This window comes from Marinovum sp., assembly GCF_048263515.1.
In the GTDB taxonomy this organism is placed as follows: Bacteria; Pseudomonadota; Alphaproteobacteria; order Rhodobacterales; family Rhodobacteraceae; genus Marinovum.
Window position 1 is genome coordinate 21,388 of the sequence record NZ_JBLXEC010000026.1, and the last position, 24,899, is coordinate 46,286.

Annotated in this window: 27 protein-coding genes; 17 read left to right on the forward strand and 10 right to left on the reverse strand. The window is 66.1% G+C overall.

Annotated elements, in window-relative coordinates; all coding sequences use genetic code 11:
• Positions 1 to 84: 84 nt before the first annotated feature.
• Positions 85 to 1,683 carry a phosphoenolpyruvate carboxykinase gene (locus ACN0SE_RS18190; protein ID WP_417525950.1) on the reverse strand — a complete coding sequence of 533 codons (1,599 nt, stop codon included), beginning with the start codon at positions 1,681 to 1,683 and terminating at the stop codon, positions 85 to 87.
• 357 nt (positions 1,684 to 2,040) lie between these two features.
• Between ACN0SE_RS18190 and ACN0SE_RS18195 the strand changes: the two genes are divergently transcribed.
• From ACN0SE_RS18195 to ACN0SE_RS18225, 7 genes are read left to right on the forward strand one after another with little or no spacing between them, the layout of a single operon-like run.
• The gene (locus ACN0SE_RS18195) at positions 2,041 to 2,742 is read left to right on the forward strand and encodes a response regulator transcription factor (RefSeq protein ID WP_417525951.1); all 702 of its coding nucleotides are present in this window, start codon (positions 2,041 to 2,043) and stop codon (positions 2,740 to 2,742) included.
• On the forward strand, positions 2,742 to 4,448 hold the full coding sequence (locus ACN0SE_RS18200) for a sensor histidine kinase (RefSeq protein ID WP_417525952.1): 1,707 nt from the start codon (positions 2,742 to 2,744) through the stop codon (positions 4,446 to 4,448). The genes ACN0SE_RS18195 and ACN0SE_RS18200 overlap by 1 nt, the downstream gene beginning before the upstream one ends.
• A 3-nt stretch (positions 4,449 to 4,451) precedes the next feature.
• Positions 4,452 to 4,868: an HPr kinase/phosphorylase gene (locus ACN0SE_RS18205; protein ID WP_417525953.1), complete on the forward strand. Its 417-nt coding sequence runs from the start codon at positions 4,452 to 4,454 to the stop codon at positions 4,866 to 4,868.
• Positions 4,869 to 4,896: 28 nt separating this feature from the next.
• The gene (gene rapZ, locus ACN0SE_RS18210; RefSeq protein ID WP_417525954.1) at positions 4,897 to 5,790 is read left to right on the forward strand and encodes an RNase adapter RapZ; all 894 of its coding nucleotides are present in this window, start codon (positions 4,897 to 4,899) and stop codon (positions 5,788 to 5,790) included.
• Positions 5,791 to 5,818: 28 nt separating this feature from the next.
• Complete coding sequence (locus ACN0SE_RS18215) at positions 5,819 to 6,220, forward strand: PTS sugar transporter subunit IIA (protein ID WP_417525981.1); 402 nt, start codon at positions 5,819 to 5,821, stop codon at positions 6,218 to 6,220.
• Positions 6,217 to 6,495: an HPr family phosphocarrier protein gene (locus ACN0SE_RS18220; RefSeq protein ID WP_417525955.1), complete on the forward strand. Its 279-nt coding sequence runs from the start codon at positions 6,217 to 6,219 to the stop codon at positions 6,493 to 6,495. The genes ACN0SE_RS18215 and ACN0SE_RS18220 overlap by 4 nt, the downstream gene beginning before the upstream one ends.
• A 41-nt stretch (positions 6,496 to 6,536) precedes the next feature.
• Positions 6,537 to 7,421, forward strand: a complete 885-nt coding sequence (locus ACN0SE_RS18225) for a lysophospholipid acyltransferase family protein (RefSeq protein ID WP_417525956.1) — start codon at positions 6,537 to 6,539, stop codon at positions 7,419 to 7,421.
• A gap of 146 nt (positions 7,422 to 7,567) precedes the next feature.
• On the opposite strand, the gene ACN0SE_RS18230 is transcribed toward ACN0SE_RS18225, so the two are convergent.
• Positions 7,568 to 8,443 (reverse strand): 3-hydroxybutyryl-CoA dehydrogenase, encoded by an 876-nt coding sequence (locus tag ACN0SE_RS18230; RefSeq protein WP_417525957.1) that lies wholly within the window; start codon positions 8,441 to 8,443, stop codon positions 7,568 to 7,570.
• Between the two features lie 168 nt (positions 8,444 to 8,611).
• On the opposite strand from ACN0SE_RS18230, the gene ACN0SE_RS18235 reads away from it, so the two are divergent.
• From ACN0SE_RS18235 to ACN0SE_RS18250, 4 genes are all read left to right on the forward strand, one after another.
• Positions 8,612 to 9,442, forward strand: a complete 831-nt coding sequence (locus ACN0SE_RS18235) for a DUF6473 family protein (RefSeq protein WP_417525958.1) — start codon at positions 8,612 to 8,614, stop codon at positions 9,440 to 9,442.
• Positions 9,443 to 9,595: 153 nt separating this feature from the next.
• A complete protein-coding gene (locus ACN0SE_RS18240) occupies positions 9,596 to 10,249 on the forward strand; it encodes a protein-L-isoaspartate O-methyltransferase family protein (protein WP_417525959.1) in 654 nt (217 codons plus the stop codon).
• Positions 10,250 to 10,327: 78 nt separating this feature from the next.
• The gene (locus ACN0SE_RS18245) at positions 10,328 to 11,737 is read left to right on the forward strand and encodes a TolC family outer membrane protein (RefSeq protein WP_417525960.1); all 1,410 of its coding nucleotides are present in this window, start codon (positions 10,328 to 10,330) and stop codon (positions 11,735 to 11,737) included.
• 96 nt (positions 11,738 to 11,833) lie between these two features.
• On the forward strand, positions 11,834 to 12,946 hold the full coding sequence (locus ACN0SE_RS18250) for a hypothetical protein (protein WP_417525961.1): 1,113 nt from the start codon (positions 11,834 to 11,836) through the stop codon (positions 12,944 to 12,946).
• Between the two features lie 63 nt (positions 12,947 to 13,009).
• Here the strand turns inward: ACN0SE_RS18250 and ACN0SE_RS18255 are convergent, their stop codons facing one another.
• On the reverse strand, positions 13,010 to 13,336 hold the full coding sequence (locus ACN0SE_RS18255; protein ID WP_048532900.1) for a DUF6280 family protein: 327 nt from the start codon (positions 13,334 to 13,336) through the stop codon (positions 13,010 to 13,012).
• A 216-nt stretch (positions 13,337 to 13,552) separates the two neighbouring features.
• Between ACN0SE_RS18255 and efp the strand changes: the two genes are divergently transcribed.
• Positions 13,553 to 14,116, forward strand: a complete 564-nt coding sequence (gene efp, locus ACN0SE_RS18260; protein WP_417525962.1) for an elongation factor P — start codon at positions 13,553 to 13,555, stop codon at positions 14,114 to 14,116.
• Positions 14,117 to 14,209: 93 nt separating this feature from the next.
• On the forward strand, positions 14,210 to 14,476 hold the full coding sequence (locus ACN0SE_RS18265) for a hypothetical protein (protein ID WP_417525963.1): 267 nt from the start codon (positions 14,210 to 14,212) through the stop codon (positions 14,474 to 14,476).
• 20 nt (positions 14,477 to 14,496) lie between these two features.
• Here the strand turns inward: ACN0SE_RS18265 and ACN0SE_RS18270 are convergent, their stop codons facing one another.
• Positions 14,497 to 15,255 (reverse strand): YgfZ/GcvT domain-containing protein, encoded by a 759-nt coding sequence (locus tag ACN0SE_RS18270; RefSeq protein ID WP_417525964.1) that lies wholly within the window; start codon positions 15,253 to 15,255, stop codon positions 14,497 to 14,499.
• 64 nt (positions 15,256 to 15,319) lie between these two features.
• Between ACN0SE_RS18270 and ACN0SE_RS18275 the strand changes: the two genes are divergently transcribed.
• Positions 15,320 to 16,000, forward strand: a complete 681-nt coding sequence (locus tag ACN0SE_RS18275) for a TIGR04283 family arsenosugar biosynthesis glycosyltransferase (protein WP_417525965.1) — start codon at positions 15,320 to 15,322, stop codon at positions 15,998 to 16,000.
• 73 nt (positions 16,001 to 16,073) lie between these two features.
• Here ACN0SE_RS18275 and ACN0SE_RS18280 read toward each other — a convergent pair whose 3' ends face one another.
• A complete protein-coding gene (locus ACN0SE_RS18280; protein WP_417525966.1) occupies positions 16,074 to 17,819 on the reverse strand; it encodes an ABC transporter ATP-binding protein in 1,746 nt (581 codons plus the stop codon).
• Complete coding sequence (locus ACN0SE_RS18285; RefSeq protein ID WP_417525967.1) at positions 17,816 to 18,541, reverse strand: tyrosine-protein phosphatase; 726 nt, start codon at positions 18,539 to 18,541, stop codon at positions 17,816 to 17,818. The genes ACN0SE_RS18280 and ACN0SE_RS18285 overlap by 4 nt, the downstream gene beginning before the upstream one ends.
• Before the next feature lie 142 nt (positions 18,542 to 18,683).
• On the opposite strand from ACN0SE_RS18285, the gene ACN0SE_RS18290 reads away from it, so the two are divergent.
• On the forward strand, positions 18,684 to 19,889 hold the full coding sequence (locus ACN0SE_RS18290; protein ID WP_417525968.1) for a pyridoxal-phosphate-dependent aminotransferase family protein: 1,206 nt from the start codon (positions 18,684 to 18,686) through the stop codon (positions 19,887 to 19,889).
• On the opposite strand, the gene ACN0SE_RS18295 is transcribed toward ACN0SE_RS18290, so the two are convergent.
• The 3 genes from ACN0SE_RS18295 to ACN0SE_RS18305 form a co-directional block, all read right to left on the reverse strand.
• Complete coding sequence (locus ACN0SE_RS18295) at positions 19,861 to 20,052, reverse strand: hypothetical protein (RefSeq protein ID WP_417525969.1); 192 nt, start codon at positions 20,050 to 20,052, stop codon at positions 19,861 to 19,863. The genes ACN0SE_RS18290 and ACN0SE_RS18295 overlap by 29 nt on opposite strands.
• A gap of 178 nt (positions 20,053 to 20,230) precedes the next feature.
• Complete coding sequence (locus tag ACN0SE_RS18300) at positions 20,231 to 20,914, reverse strand: ABC transporter ATP-binding protein (protein ID WP_417525970.1); 684 nt, start codon at positions 20,912 to 20,914, stop codon at positions 20,231 to 20,233.
• Entirely contained in the window at positions 20,907 to 22,217 is a 1,311-nt protein-coding gene (locus tag ACN0SE_RS18305) for a lipoprotein-releasing ABC transporter permease subunit (protein WP_417525971.1), read from the reverse strand. Before ACN0SE_RS18305 ends, ACN0SE_RS18300 begins: the two co-directional genes overlap by 8 nt.
• A 353-nt stretch (positions 22,218 to 22,570) precedes the next feature.
• Between ACN0SE_RS18305 and ACN0SE_RS18310 the strand changes: the two genes are divergently transcribed.
• Positions 22,571 to 23,680, forward strand: coding sequence for a pyridoxal phosphate-dependent aminotransferase (locus ACN0SE_RS18310; protein ID WP_417525972.1), 1,110 nt, complete (start codon positions 22,571 to 22,573; stop codon positions 23,678 to 23,680).
• Positions 23,681 to 23,719: 39 nt separating this feature from the next.
• On the forward strand, positions 23,720 to 24,118 hold the full coding sequence (locus ACN0SE_RS18315; protein ID WP_417525973.1) for a DUF2177 family protein: 399 nt from the start codon (positions 23,720 to 23,722) through the stop codon (positions 24,116 to 24,118).
• Here ACN0SE_RS18315 and ACN0SE_RS18320 read toward each other — a convergent pair whose 3' ends face one another.
• Positions 24,119 to 24,859, reverse strand: coding sequence for a rhomboid family intramembrane serine protease (locus ACN0SE_RS18320; RefSeq protein WP_417525974.1), 741 nt, complete (start codon positions 24,857 to 24,859; stop codon positions 24,119 to 24,121).
• Positions 24,860 to 24,899: the final 40 nt, after the last annotated feature.

Genomic DNA, 24,899 nt, shown 5'->3' on the forward strand with positions numbered 1-24,899 from the left:
AGTGAGACACGGGCATTTAACAAAGCAAAAAACCCCCGGTGCCAGGCACCGGGGGTTTTTGTTGATCGGGCGTCAATAAACCGCTCAGCCGATGGCAACGGCCTTTACGTCGTCATCGATGAAGGGCGTGTATTGCGCGAAGTTGTCGGCAAACATCTGCACCAGCTTCTGGGCCTGCGCGTCATAGGCGCCGGGATTGCCCCAGGTGCGGCGCGGATCCAGCAGCACCTCGGGCACGCCCGGCACGCCGGTGGGCACGTCGAAGCCGAAGTTCGGGTCCTTGCGGAACTGCGCATCGGCCAACGAACCGTCCAGCGCGGCGGTCAGCAGCGCGCGGGTCGCCTTGATCGGCATCCGCGAGCCTGTGCCATAGGCGCCGCCGGTCCAGCCGGTGTTGACCAGCCAGCAGGTCGCGCCGTGCTTGGCGATCTTCTCGCGCAGCAGGTTGCCGTAGGTCTCGGGGCGGCGCGGCATGAAGGGTGCACCGAAGCAGGTCGAAAAGGTGGGCTCGGGCTCGGTCACGCCCCGCTCGGTGCCCGCCACCTTGGAGGTGAAGCCCGACAGGAAGTGGTACATCGCCTGCGCCGGCGTCAGCCGCGCGATCGGCGGCAGCACGCCGAAGGCGTCGCAGGTCAGCATGATGATGTTCTTCGGGTGGCCACCAAGCGCGCTGGACGAGGCGTTGGAGATGTACTCCAGCGGGTAGGCGCAGCGCATGTTGGCGGTCAGGCTGTCGTCGTCGAAGTCCAGTTCCTTGGTCTCGTCGTCATAGACCATGTTCTCGATCACCGTGCCGAACTTGGACGTCGTGGCATAGATCTCGGGCTCGGCCTCCGGCGAGAGGTTGATGGTCTTGGCATAGCAGCCGCCTTCGAAGTTGAAGGTGCCGCGATCCGACCATCCGTGTTCGTCATCGCCGATCAGCACGCGCGCGGGATCGGCCGAGAGGGTGGTCTTGCCGGTGCCCGACAGGCCGAAGAAGATCGCGGTATCGACCGGGTTGCCCACGGCATGGTTGGCGGAGCAGTGCATCGGCATGATGCCCTTTTCCGGCAGCAGGTAGTTGAGCAGGGTGAAGACCGACTTCTTGTTCTCGCCCGCGTATTCGGTGCCGCCGATCAGGATCAGCTTGCGGTCGAAGTTCATCGCGATCACCGTGCCCGACCGGCAGTCGTGGCGTTCGGGGTCGGCGGTGAAGCTCGGGCAGTTGATGACGGTGAAATCGGCGGAGAATTCGTCGAGGTCCTCGCGCTCGGGGCGGCGCAGCATGTGGCGGATGAAAAGGCCATGCCAGGCCAGCTCGGTGACCATGCGCACATCGATGCAATGCGCCGGATCGGCACCGCCGACGAGGTCCTGGACGAAATAGTCACGGCCCTTCATGTGGGCCAGCATGTCCTCGTAGAGCGCGTCAAAGCCCTCGGGCGACATCGCGGCGTTGTTTTCCCACCAGATGGTGTCGGCCACGCTCTCGGTCTTGACCACGTGCTTGTCCTTGGGGGACCGGCCAGTGAATTTGCCGGTCGACACGAGAAAGGCACCGCCTTGCCCCAATGTCCCTTCCTCGCGCCGCAGAGCCTCTTCGATCAGCGCGGGTTCCATGAGGTTGTAATAGACATTGCCCAGACCTTCGATCCCTTGATCTTCGAGCCGGAACTGCGGGTTCACCCGTCCAAATGTCATTGTCTATCTCCATGTATCCGTGCGTCTCGCGCCGGAAAGTCCTGATGCTGACGGCAGAAAGGGCCGCCCCCGCGGCCCGTGTCATGGCCCCGGTCATACGGGTGTAACATGGGGGTTCTTCCGGTGAACAGGACGCAGGGACACAGTTAGCGCCACCAAGTTGCGGTTTAGCGCAATCATCTTTCGCGCATCCCGGACCACTTCCCCGAGGTGAGGCAATTTAGCCATTCCTTCGTACTTTTCGGGTCTGCTGGCGGCGGTCTGGTGGCCCGATTCGCAGTTAAGGATTGATTGCACCTCTGCAATCAAGGCATAATGGTGAAAAAAATTGGCACCGAGCAGTATAAGGACAGACAAATGTCTAAGATCGCCCTTGTGGACGACGACAGAAATATTCTGACATCCGTCTCGATGACCCTCGAGGCCGAGGGCTTCGAAGTCGAAACCTACAACGATGGCCAGACGGCGCTTGACGCCTTCAACAAGAAGATGCCCGACATGGCGGTGCTGGACATCAAGATGCCCCGCATGGACGGCATGGACCTGCTGCAGCGGCTGCGGCAGAAATCCACCATGCCGGTGATCTTCCTCACCTCCAAGGATGACGAGATCGACGAGGTTCTGGGCCTGCGCATGGGGGCCGACGACTACGTCAAGAAACCCTTCTCGCAGCGCCTGCTGGTCGAACGCATCCGCGCGCTTCTGCGCCGCCAGGACGCGGTCGAGACCGGTGCCGTTGGCGATACCGAGGAAACCAAGGTGATCGAGCGCGGCGACCTGCGGATGGACCCGCTGCGCCACGCGGTGTCCTGGAAGGGCAAGGATGTCTCGCTGACCGTGACCGAGTTCCTGCTGCTGCAGGCCCTGGCCCAGCGCCCCGGTTTCGTGAAGTCGCGCGATCAGCTGATGGACGTGGCCTATGACGATCAGGTCTATGTCGACGACCGCACAATCGACAGCCACATCAAGCGCTTGCGCAAGAAGATGCGCAGCGTCGACGATGATTTCTCGGCGATCGAGACGCTTTACGGCATTGGTTACCGGTACAACGAAGAGTAATGGCTCTGGTCGAGGAAATGGGCGTGCCCGAGACAGGCTCCAAGCGTCGGGGTGACGTGGTGCTGGGCGACGACTGGGTCGCGCCCGACGGCACCGTCGAGCAGGAGCTGCAGGACAGCCGCGCCCGGCGCGGGCTGTTCTCCTTGCGCAGCTCGCCGCTCACGCGCAAGATCATCATGTTCAACCTGATCGCACTCAACGTGCTGGTCGGTGGCATTCTCTACCTCAACTCCTCGCGCGACGGTCTGGCGGCACAGCGCGCCTCGGGCCTCGTCAGCGAGGCCGAGCTGATTGCCGATGTCTTCGAGGCGCAGCTGCCCGGCACCGCGCCGGTCAACCTCGTCACCGGCGACGGCGTCGATGTCGGCGCCACGCTCGAGGGGATCGACCTGCGCCGCGGCGCCGAGGTCTTTGTCTTCGATCCGGCACAGTCCGTCGTTGGCCGCTCTGCCTCGGACCGGGTGGCCCCGACCGAGGACGAGGGTCGCACCGTCATCACCGACATGCTTGGCACGATCTGGGATGCGGTGGCTCGACTGGTCACCGAATCGGAAGAAGAGCGCCTCGCCGCCTTTGAAGAGCATCTGGTCGACCTCGCAGGCCCGGCGCTGGACGGAAATACCACCGTCCGGACCACCGAAAGCACCGATGGCGGAACCGTCTTTACCGTCGGCACCCCGATTGAGCAGGACGGCGTGCCGATCGGCGCCATCGTCCTGGTCTCGGCCTCTGGCGAGATCGACAAGCTGGTCCGAACCGAGCGCGAGCGGGTGCTGCAGATGTTCCTCGTCGCCACCCTGGTCTCGATCGGCCTGTCGCTGGTGCTGGCCTCGACCATTTCCAACCCGATCTCCGACCTCGCCGAAGCCGCCGAACTGGGCCGTGACCGCGACCGGCGCAAGGACGCCAAGGGCCGCATCCGCATCCCCGACCTGACCGCGCGGCCGGACGAGATCGGCCGCCTGTCGGGTGCGCTGCGCGGCATGGTCACCGCGCTCTACGACCGGATCGATGCCAACGAACAGTTTGCCGCCGACGTGGCGCATGAGATCAAGAACCCGCTGGCCTCGCTGCGGTCTGCCGTGGGCAGCCTGCGGATGGTCAAGCGCGAGGATCACCGCGACAAGCTGCTCGACGTGATCGAACACGACGTGCGCCGGCTCGACCGGCTGGTCAGCGACATCTCCGATGCCTCGCGGCTCGACAGCGAGCTGGTCAAGGAAGAGCAGACCGCCTTCAACCTGCTCGACCTGCTGGGCAATCTTGGCGAATACCTGGGCAAGGAAGCGCAGGCCAAGGAGATCGAGTTCATCACCGATCTGCCGGACAAGCCGATCATGGTGCATGGCCTCGAGGCGCGGCTGGCGCAGGTCTTCGTCAACCTGATCACCAATGCCATCAGCTTCTGCGAGGCCGGCGATGCGATCCGCGTCTGGGCGCGGCAGCGCGAAAACCGGGTGCTGATCGTGGTCGAGGATACCGGCCCCGGCATTCCCGAAGAGGCGCTGACCAAGGTCTTCAAGCGGTTCTATTCGCACCGGCCCGAGCATGACTTCGGCAACAACTCCGGCCTTGGGCTCGCGATCTCCAAGCAGATCGTCGAGGCGCATGACGGCGTGATCTGGGCCGAGAACATCCGCCCGACCGAGGCCGACATCACCTCGGAACCGCTGGGCGCCCGCTTCGTGGTGGGGCTTCCGGTCTGAGCCATGTCCCTGATCCTGCATGCAAGCACCGTGGCCTTCGAGGGCCGCGGTGTTCTCATTCTGGGGGCCTCCGGCAGCGGCAAATCCGCCCTCGCGCTGGAACTGATGGCGGTGGGCGCAGGCCTCGTGGCCGATGACCGCACCGAGGTCACGGTGCAGGCGGGCCAGCTCATCGCCTCCTGCCCTCCGACAATCTCCGGCCGGATCGAGGCGCGCTTTGTCGGCCTCCTGAAGGCCGCGCCGCATCCGCCGGTGTCCCTGGCCCTCGCCGTCGATCTCGACCAGACAGAACGAGACCGTCTGCCACCGTTACGGCAGCGCGAGATCGCCGGCGTCCGGCTCTCGTTGCTTCACAAAATCGAAGAGGGCTATTTCCCTGCTGCAATCAGGCAGTATCTTGTGCATGGTCGCGCCGACTGATCCCCCGCGTCCCAGGAGACCCTGTTCCATGCCGTCCGATGCGCTCAATCGTCTCGTACTTCTGACCGGTCCGTCCGGCGCAGGACGGTCTACTGCGCTCAATGCACTGGAAGATCTGGGCTTCGAGACGATCGACAACCTGCCCTTGGCGCTGGCGCCGACGCTGCTCGATGGCGGGCTGGCCCGTGACATGGCACTGGGAATCGATGTGCGCACCCGGGACTTCTCGCCCGCCGCCCTGACCGCGCTGCTGGCGAATATCGCCAATCTCACCGGCCAGAGCGCCGAGCTTGTGGTGCTCGAGGCCGAGGCCGGGGTGCTGGCCAACCGCTACAACGAGACCCGCCGCCGCCATCCGCTGTCGCCCGACGGCACGCCCGAGACCGGCATCGCCAAGGAGCTCGAGCTGCTGGTGCCGCTGCGTGACCAGGCCACCGTGCTGATCGACACCTCGGCCCTGTCGCCGCATGACCTGCGCGCCGAGATGCAGCGCATCTTCGGCCGCAGCGGCAGTCATGACCTCGCCATTTCGGTACAGTCGTTTTCCTACAAGCGGGGGTTGCCGCTGGCGGCCGACGTGGTCTTTGACTGCCGCTTTCTCAAGAACCCGCACTGGCAGCCCGACCTGCGGCCGTTGACCGGCCAGGACAGTCGCGTGGCCGAGCATATCGCCACCGATCCGCGCTTCGCGGTGTTCCGCGACAAGGTCTTCGATCTGCTGATTTTCCAGCTGCCGGCAGCGCGTGACGAAGGCAAGGCGCATTTCACCGTGGCCTTCGGCTGCAGCGGCGGCAAGCACCGTTCCGTTGCCCTCGCGGAAAGCATTGCCCGAGGGCTTGCAACGGCGGGCTGGCGGGTGTCAATTAGGCACCGAGAGCTTGAGCGGCGCGCGCTGGCGCCGCTGGACCCTGTCCACAGATGACAGGGAAATGAACGGGAGACCGGCGAACTTGATCGGCATCGTGATCGTGGCGCATGGCGGTTTGGCCAGGGAATACCTGGCCGCAATCGAACACGTGGTCGGAGAGCAGCCCGGGATCCGCGCGATCTCGATCGAGCCCGACCATGTCCGTGACGACAAGCAGATGGAAATCTGCCGGGCCGCCGATTCCGTCGACCAGGGTGGCGGTGTCGTCATCGTGACCGACATGTTCGGCGGTTCGCCCTCCAACCTCTCGCTCATGGCCTGCGCGCCGGAGAACCGCCGCATTCTCTACGGCGCAAATCTGCCGATGCTGATCAAGCTGGCCAAGAGCCGCGATCTGGGTGTCGCCGATGCCGTCAGGCGCGCGACCGAGGCGGGACGCAAATATATCGACAGTCAGAATATCTCATCGGATCAGCCTATATGACACAGACCGTGACCCGCAGCCTGAAGATCGTCAACGAGAAGGGGCTGCATGCCCGTGCCTCGGCCAAGCTGGTCGAGGTCGTCGAAGGCTTCGACGCCAGTGCCGAGGTGTCGCGCGACGGCATGGGCGCCTCGGGGGATTCGATCATGGGGCTTTTGATGTTGGCAGCCTCCAAGGGAAGCACTATTGAGGTCCAGACCTCCGGCCCGGACGCCGAGGCCCTGGCCGATGCGGTCGAGGCCCTGGTGGCGGACCGCTTCGGAGAGGACTGCTAGGGCCGGCTCACGGCCTCGCGGGAAGGACGCTGGACGCAACCATGGTGGAAACTGCGCAATCCTCGGCCGGGCCCAAGGCGCCTGCGGCGGCCCCGCCGGTGCCGTATGACAAGCGCAAACTGTCCTATGCCAATACCTTCACCAACCCCTGGAAGGCCAATACCATCCGCACGATGGAATGGCTGACCGGCAAGCTGCCCTTGCTGCGCCTGGTGCGCCGGTTCGAGCGCGAGGGACCCAAGGAAGGCCCGGCCTTCTTCAGCCAGGCGCTGGCGCTGATGGGGATCGAGTTGCAGACCCCGCCAGAGCAGATCGCCCGCATTCCCGCCACCGGCCCGGTGATCATCGTCGCCAACCACCCGCACGGCCTGGTCGACGGCATGGTGCTGGCCGACCTGGTGGGCCGGGTGCGCACCGACTACAAGATCCTGACGCGCAACCTGCTCTCCGGTGTCACCGAGATCGAAGACCTGATGATCCCGGTGCCCTTCCCGCATGAGGAAAATGCCCGCGTCGAGAGCCTCGAGATGCGCAAGGCGGCGATGGATCACCTGCGCCAGGGCGGGGTGATCATCCTCTTCCCCTCGGGCGTGGTGGCCGCCAGCGAGACGATGTTCGGCAAGGCGGTCGAGGCGGTCTGGAACCCCTTCACCGCCAAGATGATCACCCGCTCCGGCGCCACCGTGGTGCCCATCCATTTCCCCGGCCAGAACTCCCGCGCCTATCAGATCGCCAACCGGATCTCCCCCACGCTGCGTCAGGGCCTGCTCATCCACGAGGTCATGCATGCCTGCAACCGCCCGCAGGCCCCGATCATCGGCAGGCCGATCTCGCCCGAGGAAATCCGCAACTGGGACAGCAAGCCCCGCCGCATGATGGCCTGGCTCCGCGACCATACCATGCGCCTCGGCGACAGCCCGGACTGAGCCGTCAGCCCAGGCCAGAGCCGGCCGCCGTCTCAGGCGCTCCGTCCCCATCTTCTTCTGTTTGAAAATACCCTCGGGGGGGGCCGGGGGGCTGGCCCCCCGGTGCAACCTGAAACCCAGGAACGACCCCCGCAAGCCTGGCGCATTCAGCGCGTCGGTACCGGGCTCTCACCGCGATAATCGTAGAAGCCGCGCTTGGTCTTGCGCCCCAGCCAGCCGGCCTCGACGTATTTGGTCAAGAGCGGGCAGGGCCGGTACTTGGTGTCGGCCAGCCCGTCGTGCAGCACGTTCATGATCGCAAGGCAGGTGTCGAGCCCGATGAAATCCGCCAGCTCCAGCGGCCCCATCGGGTGGTTGGTGCCCAGCTTCATCGCCATGTCGATCGAGGTGACGTTGCCGACGCCTTCATAGAGCGTATAGACCGCCTCGTTGACCATCGGCATCAGGATGCGGTTGACGATGAAGGCCGGGAAATCCTCGGCCGAGGCGGCAGTCTTGCCCAGGCGATCGACGACCGCAAGGCAGGACTCATAGGTGTCCTTGTCGGTGGCAATGCCGCGGATCAGCTCGACCAGCTGCATCACCGGCACCGGGTTCATGAAGTGGAAGCCCATGAACTTTTCCGGCCGGTCGGTGCGGCTGGCCAGCCGGGTGATCGAGATCGACGAGGTGTTCGAGGTCAGGATCGTCTCGGGCTTGAGGTGCGGCAGCAGGCTGTCGAAGATCTTCTGCTTGACCTCCTCGCGCTCGGTCGCCGCTTCGATCACCAGGTCGGTCTGCGCGACCTCCGGCGTTTCCAGCGTGGTGCTGATCCGGGCCATGGCCGCGGCCTTGTCGTCGGCGCTCAGCGCGCCCTTGGCGACCTGCCGTCCGAGGTTCTTGTCGATCCGCGACACCGCCGCATCCAGCGCATCCTGCGAGATATCCGTCATCACGACGTCATAGCCCGCAACCGCCATCACATGGGCAATGCCGTTGCCCATCTGGCCCGCGCCGATCACGCCGATCGATTGAATGTCCATGAACTGCCCTCGTTTTGCTCGCCAGACAATAGGCAGCAACACTGACCAAGGGCAAGGGGAGGCGGGGCGGGCTGACTGGTTAAACATCGCCTCAAATCCACCGTTTAGGCATTTCGAAATCGAATCGGGCGATGTTGTGTGTGGGTGAGAAAATTTGAGGTGGGTGTGATGACCTATGAACTGAACGGGGGCCCGGCCCCCGACTATCTTCCGTGTCGCTATGGGGCCTCGCGGCTGATGTTTCGCGGACCGCGTCGCCAGCTTGACGGCGACTATGTCGCCTTCTTCGGCGGCACCGAGACCTATGGAAAATTCATCGAGACGCCCTATCCGGCGCTGACCGAAGAGGCGCTGGGTCTGACCTGCGTAAATTTCGGCTGTGTCAATGCCGGTGTGGATGCCTTCGTTAACGACACCGCCCTGCTCGAGGCGGCGGGCCAGGCGCGCGCCACCGTGGTGCAGATCATGGGCGCGCAGAACATGTCGAACCGGCTCTACAGCGTGCATCCGCGGCGCAACGACCGCTTCGTCAATGCCTCGGCGATGCTCAAGGCGGTCTACCGCGAGGTGGATTTCACCGAATTCCACTTCACCCGCCATCTGCTGGGCGAGCTCGAGGCGATCAGCCCCGACCGTTTCCGCATGGTGCGCGAAGAACTGCAGCAGGCCTGGCTGGCGCGGATGACCCTGCTGCTCAGCCGGATCAAGGGCCCGGTGGTGCTGCTCTGGCTGGCCGAGCGGGCGCCGTCGAACGACGACACCGATGGCAGCGATCCGATGTTCGTCACCGCCGGCATGCTCGACGTGCTGCGCGACCGGGTGGCGGGGGTGGTCGAGGTTGGCGCCTCGGATGCGGCCCGGGCCAGGGGCACCGAGGGCATGCTCTTCGGCCCCACCGAGGAAGCCGCGGCGCGCGAGCTTCTGAACCCGGCGGCGCATGACGAAGCGGCCTCGGCGCTTTCGGGCACCCTGGCCGCGGTGCTGAACCGCCGCCACTGACGCGCAGGATGTCCCAGGTGACAGGCCCGGCCGCAAGGCCGGGCCTTTGTCATGTCGCACAGCCGACCCCCCGGAAAAGCCCAGCGCGGTCATTGCCGGGGGAATGGCTTTGTGGCAAGAAGAACTGACGTTCCTGAACCGACGAGTTTAGACATGACCGACTATGCCCAGCGCCGGACCTTCATGGTCGATACCCAGATCCGCCCCTCCGACGTGACCAAGTTCCCGATCATCGATGCGATGCTCTCTGTCCCGCGCGAGGTCTATACCCCGCGTGACAAGCGCGAGGCGGCCTATGTCGGCGAAAACCTCGAGTTCGCGCCGGGCCGGGTGATGCTGGAGCCGAGGACCCTGGCCAAGATGCTGGACGGCCTGGCCATTTCCGGCGGCGAGCTGGTGCTCGATATCGGCGCGGGCTACGGCTATGCCGCCGCGGTGATCGCCCGCATGGCCGAGGCGGTGGTCGCGGTCGAGGATGATGCCGACCGGGTGTCCGAGGCACAGGGCGCGTTGTCCGACCAGGGCGCCGACGGGGTGATCATGCACGAGGCGCCGCTCGATGAAGGCGCGCCGGAGCATGGGCCTTATGATGTGATCGTGATCGAAGGCGGGATCGAGCAATTGCCAGACGCAATTGCCGCCCAGCTCAAGGAAGGCGGCCGGATTGCCGCGCTCTTCATGGAGGGCGCACTGGGCACCGTGCGGCTCGGATACAAGCAGAACGGCGAGATCTCGTGGCGGTTTGCCTTCAATGCCGCCGCCCCGGTGTTGCCGGGATACCAGAAAGCCGCAGAATTCGCGCTGTGATCGCGGATCACGGCCCATGAAGCGACGGAAGTTTCGTCAGGGGTCGTTATAGTGGCGGGCAAGAGCAGGAGACAGGTGATGATCCGCAATGCAATGGGGCGGGCCGCACGACGCGGTGCCCTGACCTTGGCACTGGTGCTCGGCCCGGTGGCCGCGACCGCAGACACGCTGGCCGACGCCCTGGCCGCGGCCTACACCAATTCCGGCCTTCTGCAGCAGAACCGCGCGCTTCTGCGCGCCGCCGACGAAGATGTCGCCGTGGCTGTCGCAGCCCTGCGCCCGATCGTCGGCTGGACCTCGTCGTTCTCGCGCAGTTTCGGCTACAGCCACAGCGGCACCACCGGCGTCGGCACCGGCTTTCAGGACGACACCGCCAGCTTTGCCGTCTCGGCCGAGCTGCTGCTCTATGATTTCGGCTCCACCCAGCTGCAGGTCGATGCCGCCAAGGAGGCGGTTCTGGCCGCCCGCGAGGGTCTCCTGGTGATCGAGCAGCAGGTGCTTCTGCGCGCCGCCACGGCTTATGTCTCGGTGCGCAAGGCCTCCGAGACCGTGGCCCTGCGACAGAACAACGTGCGGCTGGTGCAGCAGGAATTGCGCGCGGCCCGCGACCGGTTCGAGGTGGGCGAGGTGACCCGCACCGACGTCTCGCTGGCCGAGGCGCGGCTGGCCGCCAGCCGGGCCAACCTTGCCGCCGCCGAGGGCGACCTGCTGCGCGCAATCGAGGAATATCGCGCCGCGGTCGGTGGCAAGCCCGACAACCTCGCCGTGGTGTCGCGGCTGCCGGATGTCGAACGCAACGAAGACGCGGCCAAGGCCATCGCCGTGCGCACCCATCCGGCAATGCGGCAGGCACAATACCAGGTCTCGACCGCCGATCTCAACCTGCGCCGCGCCCAGGTGGCGATCAAGCCGCAGGTCTCGCTGACCGGCCGGCTGGGAAAGACCGCCCAGATCGGTGGCGACGATTTCACCAACAGCGGCTCGGTCTCGCTCGATTTCGGCGGGCCGATCTATCGCGGCGGCCAGCTTTCGGCGCTGGAGCGTCAGGCCAGGGCGCGCGTCGATGCCGCCCGCGCCAACCTCTATGTCACCCAGCAGGCGGTGCAGCAGGACGTCGGCACCGCGCTGGCGACGTTGCGCGTGGCCAATGCCACGATCGAGGCCACCGAGCGGCAAATCCGCGCCGCCCGCGTCGCCTTTCAAGGCGTGCGCGAAGAGGCGACGCTGGGTCAGCGGACCACGCTGGACGTGCTGACCGCCGAGCAGGACCTGCTTGATGCCGAGGTGGCCTATACCGCCGCCGTGGCCGACCGTGCGGTCGCCGCCTATCAGGTGCTCTCGGCCATGGGGCTGATGACGGCCAAGCACCTCGGGCTCAACGTGCAGCTCTATGATCCGGCGGAATACTATCGTCTGATCAAGAATGCCCCGATCAAGAGCCTGCAGGGGGACAAGCTCGACCGGGTGCTGCGCCGCATCGGCGACTGAGGTCGACCCGCCACAAAGCGCGTACAATTGTTGCTATCGGTTGTGCGGTTCGCCCCGCCGGGTTATCCTCCCGGCGAGGCAAAGTGGTGAATAATAATGTCAGATCCTGTCAAATCCTCGGAAATCGAGGATGTCCTGTCGTCTATTCGCAGGCTGGTGTCCGAAGAGGCACGTCATGAAATGCAGGCACGGCGCGCGGAGGCCGAGAAGGCCATCCCGCCAGAGGCCAAGGCTCCCCAGGAACCCGATGCTCTGGTGCTGACACCGGCCCTGCGGGTGCACGAGGGCGGTCGGACACGGCCCGAATCGACGGATGCCGCGCTGGAGGCCGTGAACCCGGACGCTGTCGAGGCAGCGCCAGAGCCGGAGGCCGTGGAAGCGGCGCCAGAAGGTCTGTACCATGACGCGGAAGCCGTCGAAGAGGCCCCCTATGAAGAGGCTGTCGACGAGGCCGAGGATGTGCTTGTCGCGCTCGACGCCGTGGTCGATGCCGCGGAAGAGCGCGCCGACCTTGATCCCGTGGACGAACTGCCAGAGGCCCCGGCCGAACCCGAAACGCTGGAAGCCAAGATCGCCGCTCTGGAAGCGCTGATCTCCGGCAGCAACGACAGTGTAAGGCAGGCCCCGGCCGAGCCCGAGCCGGTCGAGGAAGAGCAGGCCAGGACAACGGCGCCCGCCGAGGAGCTCTCGGCACCTGCGCCCGTCGAAGAGGACCTCGCCGCCGAAGCCGTCGAGGACGACCTTGGCGAGGATACCGCGGAAGAGGCCATCGCCTGGGAAGATCACCTCGACGCGCCCGAGGACAGCGCCGAGGCGGATCAGCCGCAAGAGGCCGAGGACCCCCTCGCCATGCCCGAGCCGGTCGAAATCGAACCCGGCCAGCCGGCCGAGCCCGAGCCGGAAGAGAGCCGCGCTTCCGATCCCTTCGTCTTCGTCTCACGCCACAGTACGCCCGGCCCCGAGGCCCAGCCGGTGGAAGAGGCCGCGGCAAAAGAGACCCGCGTCAGCGACGACGAGGACAGCGCAGCCACGCTGCTGGCCGATGGCGCCCCCGCCGCCTTGATCGACGAAGAGGCGCTGCGCGACATGGTTGTCGAGATCGTGCGCGAAGAGCTTCAGGGTGCTCTGGGCGAGCGGATCACTCGCAATGTCCGCCGCCTGGTCCGGCGCGAGATACACCGCGCTTTGGCCAGTCAGGAACTCGACTGACCCCGAAAACGCAAACGCGCCCCGAAGTCGGGGCGCGTCAGCAAACTTGGAAAAGATGGTAGATCAGGCGGCTTCGCGTTCCGCAGCAGCGGCAGCATTGCGACGTTCGCTTTCCTCGCGCGAGAGGGCGACCGAAGTCCGCACACCCTTGCCGACGAATTCCATCAGACCCTGAACGACACGTTCGTTCGGGTCGATACCGGCGCAGGACAGCACTTCCCGGCCGTCGCGCGAACGCGCCCAGCGGGCAATCTGTTCGGGGCCGTTGCCGTACTTCTTGTCATCGGCAATGGCGTCGTCGAGTGCAGCCAGAACCACCGCGGCGAACAGCTTGCGGGCACGGCTGCCCTGTTCGCTGTTAAAGGCTGTACCATCAACGAAATCGGTCATGTATCGTCCTTTATTCTTGCTCTTGCGTTTCAGGCGTGAAGGCCCTTATGGCCGCTTTTCTGCGATTCGGATACCCCGCAAGTGCATACCGCTTATGCGATGTTTGCATAGCTTGCTGCATCTGCAGCACAGGATATGGTAAGCTTGCTCTGGGCATGAACGCGATATATAGGTCGCGTCAAATCTTCTTCAACCTCTCGACAAGGTTTCGCCACAATGCCCAAGATCAACGGTAACGAAATCCGCCCCGGCAACGTCCTCGAGCACGACGGTCATCTCTGGGCCGCCGTCAAGGTCGATCATGTCAAACCCGGCAAGGGTGGTGCATTTGCGCAGGTCGAGATGAAAAACCTCCGCAACGGCTCGAAATTGAACGAGCGTTTCCGCTCTGCCGACAAGGTCGAGCGCGTGCGGCTCGAGCAGAAGGACATGCAGTTCCTCTACGAGGACGGCGGCCAGCTGATCTTCATGGACACCGAGACCTACGACCAGGTGCAGCTCGATGCCGAGATTCTCGGCGAGCGTCGCCCCTTCCTGCAGGACGGCATGACCATCGTGGTGGAATTCCACGAGGAAGAGGCGCTGAACGCCTCGCTGCCGCAAAAGGTCACCTGCAAGGTGGTCGAGACCGAGCCGGTGGTCAAAGGCCAGACCGCCGCCAACAGCTTCAAGCCCGCGATCCTCGATTGCGGCGTCAAGGTCATGGTGCCGCCCTTCGTGGGCCAAGACGAAGACATCATCGTCAATACCGAGACCATGGAGTATTCCGAGCGCGCCTGACCTCGGGGCCCGCGCGCATATCCCCCGGACAGCCGGGGGCGCGCCATCTCACAGATCAAAGGCCTCCGGCACAACGCCAAGGAGGCCTTTTTCATGTCCAGTCCCCATCCCGACCTGCCTGACATCGCCGCGCTGCACCACGGTGCCCCGGCCCGGATCGACCGCATCGCGCATCTGCTGCACAATGGCGCGGGCCTCGTGACCTATCGCACCGAGGGCGTGCTTCGCGGCTATCTGCTCTGGCAACCCGGGGCAGGGGGCATTGTAGAAACGTCGCTCTACGTCGCCCCCGGTTGGCGCCGCCGCGGCATCGAGGCACGCCTGCGCCGCCGGTTGCCGCAACCCACCGATGCACCATGATTGAACCCGCAGGCCGGGCCTCAGCCCGGCCGCGCCACCAGCGCCGCCCGCGCCGCGCCTGCCTGCATCTCGCCTTCGGCCCGGTCGAACCGCAAGTAGGCCAGCGCCCGGTCGCCCGCACAGGTCCCGAGCACCCCCACCGGCTTGCCACCGGCGGTGATCTCGTCACCCTGTGCCGCGACACCATCAAGCGCCACCTGCGCCAGGCCCTTGCGCAGCTCGGTCTTGTGCTTCATCCGCGCGGTCACCTCCTGGCCGACGTAACAGCCCTTGCGGAAATCCACCCCCGCCAGCCGTTCAAAGCCCATCTCCAGCACGTAGCTGTCAGGCCCGAGCTCACGCCCCCAGCGCGGCACCATGGTCTCCACATGCAGCGCATCCCAGTCGGTGCCGTCCTCGGCCAAAGCCTCCGGTCCGATCAATCGCCAGCCCAGCCGCGCATCCCGCGGATCGGGCAGGGCACCTTCCGGCACCGCCCCGGTCCCCCGCGAGACCTGCAGATCGGTCATCTCGATCGCCACATCCGCGCGGAGCTTGTACATCCCCAGCCGTTTCGCCAGCCCCTCGGCCAGCGCGGCATCGACGTCCAGCAGCACGGCAGCGCCTTCGGCCTGCAGAAAGAAGTCGGCAATCAGCTTGCCCTGCGGCGTCAGCATCGCGGCATAGACCAGCCCGGCGTCGATCCGCGCCACGTCATTGGTGACCAGCCCCTGCAGAAAGTCCCTGGTGTCGCCGCCAGTCAGGCGCAGAACCCGGCGGTTCCCGGCATAAGTGTCCATTTCACAATTCCTTCCGGCTCTGACGTCCCATATAGACACCGGCAGAGCAAGCAGAAGAGGCAAAATGCGCGCCCCGATCTCGGTCATCATCCCGACGCTGAACGCAGGCGATGCCCTGCCGGCCTGCCTCATGGCACTGGGCGAAGGCCTGCAGGAGGGGCTGATCCGCGAGCTGATCATCAGCGATGGCGGCTCCGACGACAGCACGCTCAGGACCGCCCAGGCCGCCGGCGCCGAGATTGTCACCGGCCCGCCCTCCCGCGGCGGCCAGCTGCGCCGCGGTGCGGCCAGGGCGCAGGGCGACTGGCTCCTGTTTCTGCACGCCGACACGCGGCTTGCACAAGGCTGGACCGCCCCGGTGCTCGCACATCTGCCGTCCGAAACCCCCGCCGCCTTCCGCCTCGCCTTCGACAGCCGCCACCCGATGGCGCGGGTCACCGCCGCCTGGGCCAACCTGCGCAGCCGAGCCTTCAACCTGCCCTACGGCGATCAGGGTCTGCTCCTGCCCCGCAAACTCTACGATGTGGCAGGCGGCTACCCCGACCAGCCGCTGATGGAGGACGTGGCCCTCGCCCGCGCCCTTGGCCCCATCACCCTGCTCCCCGCCACGGCCCTCACCTCGGCCGAGCGCTACGAACGCGACGGCTGGCTCCGCCGTGGCAGCCGCAACCTGCTGACCCTCGCCCGCTACGCCGCGGGCACACCTCCAGAGACCCTGGCAAAGACCTACCAGAAGAAACCCTGATCTTCCTCTTGCTGAAAATACCCTCGGGGGAGGCCACAGGCCGGGGGCAGAGCCCCCAAATCCGCAGCCAGACCTAAAGCCCGTCCTGCATCCGGTAAAGCCCGGCATAGACGCCGCCCTGGTCCAGCAGCGCCTCGTGAGTGCCTTCCTCGACAACCCGCCCCTGGTCCATGACGACGATCTTGTCGGCATTGCGCACGGTCGACAGCCGATGCGCGATCACCAGCGTGGTGCGCCCGCGCGCCAGCCGGTCGAGCGCCTCCTGAACCAGCGCTTCTGATGCCGTATCCAGCGCCGAGGTCGCCTCGTCGAGCAGCAGGATCGGCCGGTCGCGCAGCACCGCGCGGGCAATCGCCACCCGCTGCCGCTGGCCACCGGACAGGTTCGAGCCGCGGGGTCCCGCCGGGCTGTCGAGCCCATCGGCCAGCCGCGGCAGGAAATCCGCCACATGGGCCGCCTCGAGCGCCGCGTTCAGCCGGTCCTCGCTGACTTCGCGGCCGTCGAGCACGATATTGTCGCGCAGGCTCTCATCAAACAGCAGCGCCTCCTGGCTCACCACCGAGAACAGCCCGCGCACCGCCGCCACGTCCATCTCGCGCACGTCGGTGCCGCCGATGGTGACCCGACCGGTCTGCACGTCGACCAGCCGGGTGATCAGGTTGAAGACGGTGGACTTGCCAGCGCCGGAAGCCCCGACCAGCGCCGTGGTCTTGCCCGCCTCGGCCACCAGCGAGGCGCCGCGCAATACCGGCGCATCGCCGTAGGCCAGGTGCACGTCTTCCAGCACGATCTCCGGCGCGCCCTGCGGCGCCGGCTTGGGGTTCGCGGGCGAGGTCAGGCCGGGCTTGGTCTCCATCAGCTCGCGCAAACGCTCGATCGCCGCCGCCGCCACCTGCCAGACGCCCGACACTGCACCCAAACGCCGCAGCGGCTCGAAGGCCAGGCCCAGCGCGGTGAAATAGGCCATGAAATCGCCCACGGTCTTGGTGCCGTCGATGATCTCGCGGCCGCCATAGAGCAGCACGCCGAAAAACCCGACACCGGCCATCAGGTCGACCATGCCGGGGATCAGCGCCTGACCCAGCGCCGACTTGATCTCGACCTTGATCCGCGTGTCGGTCAGCTTGGAATAGCGCTGCGACTGGTACTTTTCGAGCCGGTTGAGCTTGATCGGCACGATGCCGTGAAAGATCTCGTTGAGCCGCACCGAGAGGCTGGCCGCCACGTCGCGCGCCTTGCGGGCGTGGTGGCGGACATAGCGCTGCAGCACCACCACCGGCACCACCATGATCGGCACGCCGATCAGAGCCAGAAGCGTCCAGCGCCAGTCGATCGCCAGGGCCACGCCGAAGAGCGAGACCAGCGCGATCACGTCGCGCCCGGCGCCGGTGACCAGCGTCCGCCAGACCTTGTTGATCGAGCCGACGTCGCCCTCGATCCGCTGCATCAGGTAGCCCGGCGAATGGCTCTGGTGAAAGCGGCCCTCCAGCGTCATCAGATGGTCCACGAGGTCGGTGCGGATGTCGCCGGCGGTGACCTGCGACAGCCGTGTCAGCACCACCTTCTGCACCACCGAGGCCGCTGCGCGCAGGGCAAAGATGCCGAGGATCACCAGCCCCACGAGGATCAGCTTGTCACCCTCGCCGCCGATGAAGACCACGTCGAACATCGGCTTCATCATGTAGCTGATGGCGCCATACATGCCGCCTTCGATCGCCATGAAGACCAGCGCCAGCGCCATGAGCCAGGTGTGCTTGCGCAGGTAGCGCCGCCAGAGCCAGAGCAGCAAGCCGCGCGAATTTGGCGGGGCCTCGCTCACGCGTCGTCTTTCCGGTCGCGCAGCATCTGCGCGGTCTCGGCGGGCGTCTTTTTCGCGTCCCAGGCCTCGTTCAGCCGAGCGGCGCGGTATTCGGTGCGCAGCCAGTCTTCAAAGCCGATCGGTTCGGCATTCTTGCGCGCCTCGTAGACCGAGAGGATGTAGTCCTGCACCCCGGTCTTGGTCCATTTCATGTGCAGATAGCGCATCGACAGCTGCTTGCGCGCCTCTTCCACCGGCACGCCTTCGAACACCATCAGGTACATCGCCGCAACAATGCCGGCGCGGTCGGCACCGGATTTGCAGTGAAAGACAAAGGGTTTCTCGATATCGCGAAACGTGTCGAGCACGGCCAGCAGCCGGTCGCGCTTGGTGGCATTGCGGGCCCAGAGCTTGGTGACGCGGAAATCCATGCCCAGAGCTTCACAGGTCTCTTTCTCGAAAAGGTAGTGCGCGAACTTCTCCTCGCCGCGCAGGGTCACCACCGTCTTGATGCCCAGATCCTTGTAGCGTTTCAAACGCCGCGGGCCGGGGTGGTTCGAGCGATAGACGCCGGGGGCGATCTCGAAGAAGTTGGTCCAGAGGACGCGCAGGAAGGCATGGTCGACAACGTGGGAATGCACATTGCCCCAGAACCGCCCTTCGGGGGTCGAGATATCCTTGCCGAAAGACCGGCTGAACTTGCGGTTGCGGTCCTCCAACCAGGTCATCATCTTCTTGATCATCGACAATCCGGCCCTGTGCCGCCCCAAGGGTTTCACTGGCGCGGGTTTAGGCGACAGCCGCCGCGCTGGCAAGCATGGCGGTCGCGATTGACGGCGGTGGCTTGCCGGGGTTAGCTGCGGCTCGATCCACGGAGACGCCTACATGACCCTCGCAAACGGCCGCAGCTATCGGGCCATTCCCGGCCCCTCGGAAACGCCTGACGCGGTGCAGCGCGCCATGCACCGCTCTTCGGTCAATATCTACGAAGGCGAGATCGTCGATCTGACCCGTGGCCTCGTGACCGACCTGCGCCGCGTCGCCCGGACCGAGCATCACCTTGCGATGTATATCTGCAACGGCCACGGCGCTTGGGAAGCGGCGCTGGCCAATGTGGTGGCGCCCGGCGATCTGGTGCTGGTGCCGGCGACGGGGCGGTTCTCGCACGGCTGGGCCGAGATGGCCGAGGGGCTGGGCATCGAGGTCGAGATCATCGACTTCGGCCTGCAGAGCCCCTTCGACCTGACCCGCATCGAAGACCGGCTGCGCGACGACCCGCACGGCCGCATCAAGGCGGTGCTGGCGGTGCATGTCGACACCGCCACCTCGGTGCGCAACGACATCCCCGGCCTGCGTGCCGCGATGGATGCCGCCGGGCACCCGGCGCTCCTGATGGCCGATTGCGTGGCCTCGCTGGGCTGCGACCGCTTCGAGATGGACGCCTGGGGCGTCGACGTGATGGTCACCGGCAGCCAGAAGGGACTGATGGTGCCGCCGGGCATGGGGTTCGTCTTTTTCTCGCCCAAGGCCGCGGCGCATCGGCCCGAGCGTGTGTCGCGCTACTGGGACTGGGCGCCGCGCGCCAATCCGGAGCAATATTACCAGTATTTCGGCGGCACCGCCCCGACGCTGCATCTCTACGGGCTGCGGGTGGCGCTCGACATGATGATGGCAGAGGGGATGGAGGCGATCTGGCACCGCCATGCCACCCTGGCCCGGGCGATCTGGGCCGCGGTCGAACATTGGGGGCAGGAGGGGCCGCTGCGGCTCAACATCGCCGATCCGGCGCATCGCAGCCACGCGGTCACGGCGCTTGCCCTGACTTCGCCGCAGGGCCAGCGATTGCGTGACTGGTGCGAGCAGAACGCCGGGGTGACCCTGGGCATCGGCCTCGGCATGGCGCCGCCCGACAGCGAGGAACGCCACGGCTTCTTCCGCATCGGCCACATGGGCCACGTCAATTCTCACATGGTGCTGGGCGTTCTGGGGGCGATCGAGGCCGGCCTCGCGGCGCTGGCGATCCCGCACCGCCCCGGCGGCATCCAGGCCGCAACGCAGGTGATCAGCGCCGCCGCGCCGCCAGCCAGCTGATCCAGCCGTTCAGCGCCAGCCCGGCTAGCAGTACCGCCGCCAGTCCAAAGGCCGCCAGCAGCGCCACCAGCACCCAGATCAGGTTGACGCCGAACATCACCACGCAGGCGGCGGTGTAATTTGGCGCGCGGCCGACGGGGCGGTCGTGGGATCGGTGATACATCGGGCCCCCAACAGAGGTAGCGGTTTCCCTGCAGGATAGGCCGCTCCGTGCATCTGTCAGGTAAAGATTTCGCCAGCACGGCCCGGACCCGCGCGTCCCGGCCCCCGCGCCGGGACCTCCCCGGGTGGACGTTGGCGGTGAGGCCCCGGCGCGGAGGCCGGGGTAGCGGTGCGCGCAATCAAGCGGGGGCGAGATGCCCGTCGGTCATCCGCACCTGCCGGTCCATCCGCGCCGCGAGCTCCAGATTGTGCGTGGCGATCAGCGCCGACAGCCCGGTCTCCCGCACCAGCCGCATCAGGGCGTCGAACACCGTGTCGGAGGTGGCGGGATCGAGGTTGCCGGTGGGCTCATCCGCCAGCAGAAGCCGCGGCTGGTTGGCCAGTGCCCGGCAGAAGGCCACCCGTTGCTGCTCGCCACCCGAGAGCGCGCCGGGACGGTGATCGGCCCGCCCGGTCAGCCCGACCGAACCCAGCAGCTCTGCCGCGCGCGCATCGGCCTCGCCCCGCGGCACGCCGTTGGCCAGCTGCGGCAGGACGACGTTCTCTTGCGCGGTGAACTCCGGCAGCAGGTGGTGGAACTGGTAGACAAACCCCACGTCGCGCCGCCGCGCGGCGGTGCGCCTGCGGTCACTCAGACGGGTCATCTCCTGCCCGGCGATCCTGACCGAGCCGGCATCGGCCACATCCAGCAGCCCCGCGATGTGCAGCAGCGTCGACTTGCCCGCCCCCGAGGGCGCCACCAGCGCCACGATCTCTCCGGGGGCGAGGCTCAGGTCGATGCCCTTGAGCACCGCGACCTCGGTCTCGCGGCCCTTGTTGTAGGTCTTTTCGACGCCTTCGAGCGCCAGCACCGGGTCACTCATAACGCAGCGCCTCCACCGGGTTGAGCCGCGCCGCGCGGCGGGCGGGGAAGATGGTGACCACGAAGGACAGCCCCAACGACAGGGTCACCGCCGAGATCACGTCGGAAAGCTCGAGCTTGGCCGGGACCGAATAGAGCCCGCGGATCGACGGATCCCAGACGCCGCCGCCGGCGACGTAATTCACCACGGAAAAGATCGTGTCGACGTAGACCGCAAACAGGCTGCCGAGGATCACCCCCAGCACCGTGCCGATCAGTCCGGTAAAGGCGCCGCAGATGAAGAAAACGCGCAGCACCGAGCCCTCTGACAGGCCCATGGTGCGCAGGATGCCGATGTCGCGGCCCTTGTTCTTGACCAGCATGATCAGCCCCGAGACGATGTTCATCGCGGCGATCAGCACGAGGATGGCGAGGATCACGAACATGACGTTGTCCTCTATCTCCAGCGCGCGCAGGAAGGCGCCGCTGGCGTCGCGCCAGGTCCAGACCAGCGCCCGGTCGCCGGCGGCTTCCAGCAGCGGCAGCGCGTGGGTGTCGACCTCGTCGGGGTCCTTGACCATGACCTCGAGCTCGTCGGCCACGCCCTCGCGGTTGAAATAGCTCTGCGCCTCGGCAAAGGGCATGTAGATGCGGGTGCGGTCGATGTCATAGCGCCCGGCGGTGAAGACATAGGCGATTTCATAGGCCTGAACCCGGGGCGAGGTGCCGAAGGGCGTCTTGACCCCGTCTGGCGAGATCAGCTTGAGCCGGTCGCCCACGGTGACCCCGAGCTCGCGCGCCACGCCGGAACCGATGGCGATCCCGCTGCCGAAGTCAGCGATGTCGCCCTGGCTGGCCTCGGGATTGGCGATGCGGGGGATGGTGGCGAGATCGGAGGCGGTGATGCCGAAAACCTCGACCCCGGAATTGCGGCCATTGGCGGTCGCCATGACCTGGCCCTTGATCAGCGGCGCGGCGCGGGTGACGAAATCGAGCTTGGCGACGCGCGCCTGCAGGGCCTCGTAATCCGAGATCGTGCGTTCGATCTGGCCGAACTCGTTGACCTCCTGCTGGTAGTAGACGGTCACATGGGCATTGGTGCCGACGATGGTGTCGACGAATTCCTCGCGGAAGCCCGAGCGCACGGCGAGGGTGGCGATCAGGGCAAAGACCGCGAGGGTGATGCCGATCAGGCTGATCCAGGTCATCACGCTGACCCCGCCTTCGGCGCGCTTGGCGCGCAGGTAGCGCCAGGCGATCATCCACTCGAAGGCCGCAAAGGGCGCCGGGGTTCTGGTTTTCTGGCTTGGGCTGTCTCTGCGCATCGGGGTTCCTCGTTTCGCGCGGAAAGTGGTCAAAGGGGCGGTGAGGGTCAAGCGCCCTTTGCCACATTGCCGTGAACGGTGCGGCCGGGCCCGTCTTCGATCCGGCCTCTCCCCACCGCGCCTGTTCAAAATGAGCGCTTCCGCGCGCCCATTTTCCGCCAAGGACCGACGTGACGCCCTCTGACCGTGGTATGTGCGCCTTGTCCGGCGTCGTGCGGCGTATTTGCCAAAGAGAAGAAGCGACAGGGTCTTCTTCTCTTTCCAAAATACGCCGCCTTTCGGATGCGGCTTGGTGCATCGCCGGGTTGGCGCGCTCTTGCATCGGGTCGTCCCTCTGCGATACGTCTGACGCCATGAGAGGCCCGCGTTTCACCCCGATTGTCGATGCCCTGCCGCCCACCGTGCCTTTTGTCGGGCCGGAACAGATGGAGCGTGACCGGGGGGCGCCCTTTGTTGCCAGGCTGGGCGCGAACGAGAGTGTCTTTGGACCCTCGCCCGAGGCGGTGGCGGCGATGCAGGCGGCAGCAAGTGAGACCTGGAAATACGGTGACAGCACCAGCTACGATTTGCGGCATGCGCTGGCCGAGGATCTGGGGGTCGGGCCGGGGAATATCGTCATCGGTGCCGGGATCGACGGGCTCCTCGATTCCACTGTCAGGCTGATGGTGGGGGCTGGGGATCAGGTGGTGACCTCCGAGGGGGCCTATCCGACCTTCAACTATCATGTGGCGGGCTATGGCGGCACCCTGCACAAGGTGCCTTATCGCGACGATCACGAGGACCCCGAGGCGCTGGTGGCCAAGGCGCGCGAGGTCGGCGCCAAGCTGATCTACCTGGCCAATCCGGACAATCCTATGGGCACCTGGCTCGAGGCCGGCCGGGTCGAGGAAATGATCGCGGCGCTGCCGGAGGGCTGTGTGCTGGTGCTGGACGAGGCCTATGTCGAGTTTGCGCCGGAGGGGTCGGTGCCGGATGCCGACATCGAGGATCCGGCGGTGCTGCGGTTCAGGACCTTTTCCAAGGCGCATGGCATGGCCGGCGCAAGGGTGGGCTATGCGCTCGGGCCCGCCGAGGTGATTGCCGCCTACGAGAAAGTGCGCAACCATTTCGGGATGAACCGGACCGCACAGATCGGCGCGCTGGCGGCGTTGCGGGACCGCGACTGGCTGGCGCATGTGCAGGGCGAGGTGGCCGCAGCACGTGACAGGATCGCAGCGATTGCAAGGGACAATGCGCTGGAGCCGCTGGCCTCGGCCACCAATTTCGTGACAGTGGATTGCGGGGCCGACGGGGTGTTCGCCCGCAAGGTGCTGGCGGCGCTACTGGCGCGGGGCATCTTCGTGCGCATGCCCTTCGTGGCGCCCGAGGATCGATGCATCAGGATCAGCGCCGGCACGCCGGAGATGCTCGATGCCCTGGCCTCGGCCCTGCCCGAGGCGCTGGCCGAGGCGCGCGGGAGCTAGCGCACTGGTCATTGCCGCCGCGCGGCCTATCTTCGCCGCATGCAGATGCTCATTCTTTATCTCTCGACCGCCCTGGTCTTTCTCGGTCTCGATGTCATCGGGCTGCGGTTTCTAATCCGGCCGGTGTTCGAACGCCATGTCGGCGATCTGCTGGTCGAGAGCTTTCGCTTCGTGCCGGCGCTGGTCTTCTACCTGTTCTACGTCGCCGGGGTGCTCTGGTTCGTGAGCCTGCCGGCGCTGCGCGACAATGCGCCGGGGCAGGCGGCGCTGGGCGGGGCGTTTCTGGGGGCGCTGGCTTATGGCACCTATGAATTCACCAATCTCGCCACGCTCAAGGGCTGGTCCTGGCCGATGGTGCTGACCGATCTGAGCTGGGGCATCTTCCTGACCGGCTTTGCCGCCTGGGCCGGGGTGATGATCACCCGCGCGCTGACCTGATCAGCGCTTGCGCCCGGCGCGGGGGATCGAGCTGCGCGACAGCGGGTATGTCGCATCCGGGTGCGGCGGGTGGCCCTCGGTTCTGGCCCAGTAGCGCGGCCCGCCAAGGCGCATCCACAGTGGCAGGCAGAGCAGCGCGCCGGCGATGAAGCCGCCGGCATGGGCCCAATAGGCCACGCCGCCTTCGTCGCCCGGGGTGCCGAAGCCGCCGAACAGCTGCAGCGCGAACCACAGGCTCAGGATGATCCAGGCGGGCAGGGGGAAGACCTTGAAGAAGATCACGAAGATGATCAGGATGTCGACCTTGGCCTTGGGGTAGAGCAGGAGATATCCGCCCATCACCCCGGCAATCGCCCCCGAGGCACCGACGACCGGCACCATGGATTGCGGCGCGCTGGCCCATTGCAGGGCCGAGGCCGCCAACCCGCAGACCAGATAGAAGACGAGGTAGGGGAAATGCCCCATCTCGTCTTCGATATTGTCACCGAAGATGAAGAGAAACAGCATGTTGCCGGCCAGGTGCAGAAAGCCGCCGTGCAGGAACATCGAGCTGACCAGCCCCAGCATGCCCTCCCCGGCGCTGACCCGGGCGGGGATCAGCGCGTATTCCCAGTAGAAGAACGACAGGGTCCGGTCGTCCATGTCGACGTAATGCAGATAGACAAGGATGTTCAGCGCCATCAACCCATAGGTGACAAATGGCGTGCGGCCGGAAGGGTTGTGATCACGGATCGGGAACATGGGGGGAAGCTTGTGGCTTTCCCCCCGAAGGTCAAGGCTT

Bases quoted from the DNA above. Each gene is read 5' to 3' on its own strand.
- ACN0SE_RS18190 (WP_417525950.1), bottom strand. From the start codon at position 1,683: ATGACATTTGGACGGGTGAACCCGCAGTTCCGGCTCGAAGATCAAGGG.
- ACN0SE_RS18195 (WP_417525951.1), top strand. From the start codon at position 2,041: ATGTCTAAGATCGCCCTTGTGGACGACGACAGAAATATTCTGACATCC.
- ACN0SE_RS18200 (WP_417525952.1), top strand. From the start codon at position 2,742: ATGGCTCTGGTCGAGGAAATGGGCGTGCCCGAGACAGGCTCCAAGCGT.
- ACN0SE_RS18205 (WP_417525953.1), top strand. From the start codon at position 4,452: ATGTCCCTGATCCTGCATGCAAGCACCGTGGCCTTCGAGGGCCGCGGT.
- rapZ (WP_417525954.1), top strand. From the start codon at position 4,897: ATGCCGTCCGATGCGCTCAATCGTCTCGTACTTCTGACCGGTCCGTCC.
- ACN0SE_RS18220 (WP_417525955.1), top strand. From the start codon at position 6,217: ATGACACAGACCGTGACCCGCAGCCTGAAGATCGTCAACGAGAAGGGG.
- ACN0SE_RS18225 (WP_417525956.1), top strand. From the start codon at position 6,537: ATGGTGGAAACTGCGCAATCCTCGGCCGGGCCCAAGGCGCCTGCGGCG.
- ACN0SE_RS18230 (WP_417525957.1), bottom strand. From the start codon at position 8,443: ATGGACATTCAATCGATCGGCGTGATCGGCGCGGGCCAGATGGGCAAC.
- ACN0SE_RS18235 (WP_417525958.1), top strand. From the start codon at position 8,612: ATGACCTATGAACTGAACGGGGGCCCGGCCCCCGACTATCTTCCGTGT.
- ACN0SE_RS18240 (WP_417525959.1), top strand. From the start codon at position 9,596: ATGACCGACTATGCCCAGCGCCGGACCTTCATGGTCGATACCCAGATC.
- ACN0SE_RS18245 (WP_417525960.1), top strand. From the start codon at position 10,328: ATGATCCGCAATGCAATGGGGCGGGCCGCACGACGCGGTGCCCTGACC.
- ACN0SE_RS18250 (WP_417525961.1), top strand. From the start codon at position 11,834: ATGTCAGATCCTGTCAAATCCTCGGAAATCGAGGATGTCCTGTCGTCT.
- ACN0SE_RS18255 (WP_048532900.1), bottom strand. From the start codon at position 13,336: ATGACCGATTTCGTTGATGGTACAGCCTTTAACAGCGAACAGGGCAGC.
- efp (WP_417525962.1), top strand. From the start codon at position 13,553: ATGCCCAAGATCAACGGTAACGAAATCCGCCCCGGCAACGTCCTCGAG.
- ACN0SE_RS18265 (WP_417525963.1), top strand. From the start codon at position 14,210: ATGTCCAGTCCCCATCCCGACCTGCCTGACATCGCCGCGCTGCACCAC.
- ACN0SE_RS18270 (WP_417525964.1), bottom strand. From the start codon at position 15,255: ATGGACACTTATGCCGGGAACCGCCGGGTTCTGCGCCTGACTGGCGGC.
- ACN0SE_RS18275 (WP_417525965.1), top strand. From the start codon at position 15,320: ATGCGCGCCCCGATCTCGGTCATCATCCCGACGCTGAACGCAGGCGAT.
- ACN0SE_RS18285 (WP_417525967.1), bottom strand. From the start codon at position 18,541: ATGATCAAGAAGATGATGACCTGGTTGGAGGACCGCAACCGCAAGTTC.
- ACN0SE_RS18290 (WP_417525968.1), top strand. From the start codon at position 18,684: ATGACCCTCGCAAACGGCCGCAGCTATCGGGCCATTCCCGGCCCCTCG.
- ACN0SE_RS18295 (WP_417525969.1), bottom strand. From the start codon at position 20,052: ATGTATCACCGATCCCACGACCGCCCCGTCGGCCGCGCGCCAAATTAC.
- ACN0SE_RS18300 (WP_417525970.1), bottom strand. From the start codon at position 20,914: ATGAGTGACCCGGTGCTGGCGCTCGAAGGCGTCGAAAAGACCTACAAC.
- ACN0SE_RS18305 (WP_417525971.1), bottom strand. From the start codon at position 22,217: ATGCGCAGAGACAGCCCAAGCCAGAAAACCAGAACCCCGGCGCCCTTT.
- ACN0SE_RS18310 (WP_417525972.1), top strand. From the start codon at position 22,571: ATGAGAGGCCCGCGTTTCACCCCGATTGTCGATGCCCTGCCGCCCACC.
- ACN0SE_RS18315 (WP_417525973.1), top strand. From the start codon at position 23,720: ATGCAGATGCTCATTCTTTATCTCTCGACCGCCCTGGTCTTTCTCGGT.
- ACN0SE_RS18320 (WP_417525974.1), bottom strand. From the start codon at position 24,859: ATGTTCCCGATCCGTGATCACAACCCTTCCGGCCGCACGCCATTTGTC.